Genomic DNA, 2520 nt, shown 5'->3' on the forward strand with positions numbered 1-2520 from the left:
GAACCGGCCCGGGCAATTGCCCGGGCCGGTTCGCTTTTCGGTGTCGTTATCAGACCCATTCACTTTCCTGATGGTTGGCGGTTTCCTCGTTCGAGGATGACAATACCAATGGCGCCTTGCCCTCCCGCCGTGCCGCCAACGTGAAGGCCCCCACGATCTGGGCCAGGCGCTGGGATTGCTCCTGCAAGTGGCCGGCGGCGGTAGTCGATTCCTCCACCATGGCGGCGTTTTCCTGGGTCATGCGATCAAGCTCCGCCACGGCCTGATTGACTTGGCCGATGCCTTGGCTCTGCTCGTTGGTGGCGGCGCTGATCTCCCCCAGCACGTCGGTAACTCGGGCGACGCTGGCCACGATCTCGTCCATGGTCGCCCCGGCGTTGCGCACCAGTTCCGCACCGGCCCGGGTCTTGTTCGAGGAGGTGTCGATCAGCTCCTTGATCTGCTGGGCGGCGTCGGCACTGCGCCCTGCGAGTTGACGTACCTCAGAGGCGACCACCGCAAAGCCACGCCCCTGCTCGCCCGCCCGCGCGGCTTCAACGGAAGCATTGAGGGCCAGCAGGTTGGTCTGGAAGGCGATGCCGTCCATCACCGTGACGATCTCGGCGATCTGCTTCGAGGAGGCATTGATATCGTCCATGGTTTCCACCACTTGGGACACCACCTGGCCACCGCGAGTCGCCACTTCCGAGGCGGACTCGGAAAGCTGATTGGCCTGCTGAGAAGACTGGGCGGTGTGTTCAACGGTGCTGGTCAGCTGCTCCATGGAGGCGGAGGTTTCCTGTATGTTCGAGGCCGCGGTCTCGGTGCGCTCGGACAGATCCTGGCCGCCGGCGGCGATCTCAGAAGCGGCGGTGCGCACCGAATCACTGCTTTCACGCACATCCAGCAGCACATCGTTGATCTTGTCAGCGAAGGCGTTGAACTGGGTCGCCAGCTCTGCGGTTTCGTTACGACCTTTCACCGGCAGGCGCTGGGACAGATCGCCGTTGCCCGAGGCGATATCCCGCATGCGGTCCGCCAGTTGGCGCAGCGGGCGGGCGATGCTGGAACCGACGAGCCAGCTGGTAACTAGCCCTAGACCGGCGATCAGCAACCCCATCAAGCTCATGCCCAGGATATCGGTACTACGTTGCTCTTTCATGCCCGCCTGAAGGTCGTATAAACCGGCCAACACGGCGCTTTCCGGCAGGCGAATCGATAGAACCCAAGGCTTGGGATTCTCGCCCACCTTGAAGGGCCAATAGAGCTCGAACTGGCCATCTGCCTCGTCCAGGCCGTAAATCGGGTTACCACCCTGCGCCTGGGTAAATCCCGCCAATGCTTCTTCGGGTAGCGATTTTTTCGCCAGCGTGCTGAGGTTACCCGCATTGGCAGTATCCGCTCCGATGACACCATTGGAGGACACTAGGCGCATTTCTCCGGCGCCCTCGTAAAGCGATTGGTTCGCCTCGCCGAGAAGCTCCTGAATGAAGTCCACGGAGAGATCAACCCCGGCAATACCGCGAAACTCGCCATCGGCAAGAATCGGCGCATTGAACGACATGACCATCAAGGTCTCGCCGTTGTAATCGTAGAAATGCGGATCGGTAATGCAGGCGCGCTTGTTTTCCTTTACACAAAGATAGTATTCGCCCTTGCGGAAGCCTAAGGAGTCGAGCGCTTCGTTTTCAAGATCCTTGCCCAGCGCAAAGACCTGCATATTGCCCTCCCCATCCCGGTACCACCAGGGCATGAAACGGCCATTTTCATCGAAGCCCTCGGCGGTTCTATCGAGGAAGTTCGCATCATCTCCGAAGGCATTCGGCTCCCAACCGATGAAGGCATCCAACAGCAGTGGGTTTTCAATGACGATATTTCGGGCCAGATTCGAAAGCTCCTCGCGGCTGAGTTCCAGCAAAGGCTCGCCTTCGGCATCCCGCTTACCCATCAGGGCGTTGGTGTTCGCCAGATCACGCCCTAGGGTCATGGCATGTTCCAGTTGGCGCTGTACGGTCTCGGCCTGAGCAGATGCCAGTACCATCAGGCGCTCCTTGACGTTGCCTTTGATCAGCTCTCGAGTCTGGGATTCCACCGTCGCCTGGGAACGAGACGTTGAGATAACCGAATAGAGAACCAGTGCTGCGACGGCGGTCAAGATACAAGCGCCGACAAGCATGACTACGAACGAGCGCAGAGATTTAAAATGCATGGATTGATGCCTCGAGGTAACAATTTGAATAGAGATGACCTGTTGCGGCACTGCCGCGATGAGGATAGTGGCGCCGGCGTTATTTGAGCAGGAGGCACTAATCATGACGGGACAATTGCCAGGGTCTTGTAATAGTTATCGGCAAAAAAAGAGCAATATTGAGCTTGGGTTTCCCTTCCAGCGCTTCCTCCAAACAACCCGGCCCGAGCAATCGCCCGGGCCGGTTCGCTTTTCGGTGTCGTTATCAGACCCATTCACTTTCCTGATGGTTGGCGGTTTCCTCGTTCGAGGATGACAATACCAATGGCGCCTTGCCCTCCCGCCGTGCCGCC

The 2520-nt window shown here is 59.1% G+C and carries 1 protein-coding gene; it reads right to left on the reverse strand.

Annotated features, from left to right (window positions below):
- Nucleotides 1-49 precede the first annotated feature (49 nt).
- Nucleotides 50-2188, reverse strand: a complete 2139-nt coding sequence (locus tag H7850_RS18040; protein WP_227370880.1) for a methyl-accepting chemotaxis protein — start codon at nucleotides 2186-2188, stop codon at nucleotides 50-52.
- Nucleotides 2189-2520 lie beyond the last annotated feature (332 nt).

This window comes from Halomonas sp. M20, assembly GCF_020622265.1.
Taxonomy (GTDB): Bacteria; Pseudomonadota; Gammaproteobacteria; order Pseudomonadales; family Halomonadaceae; genus Modicisalibacter.

Excerpts from the sequence above, each read along its gene's own strand:
- H7850_RS18040 (WP_227370880.1), bottom strand. The coding sequence starts at position 2,188 with ATGCATTTTAAATCTCTGCGCTCGTTCGTAGTCATGCTTGTCGGCGCT.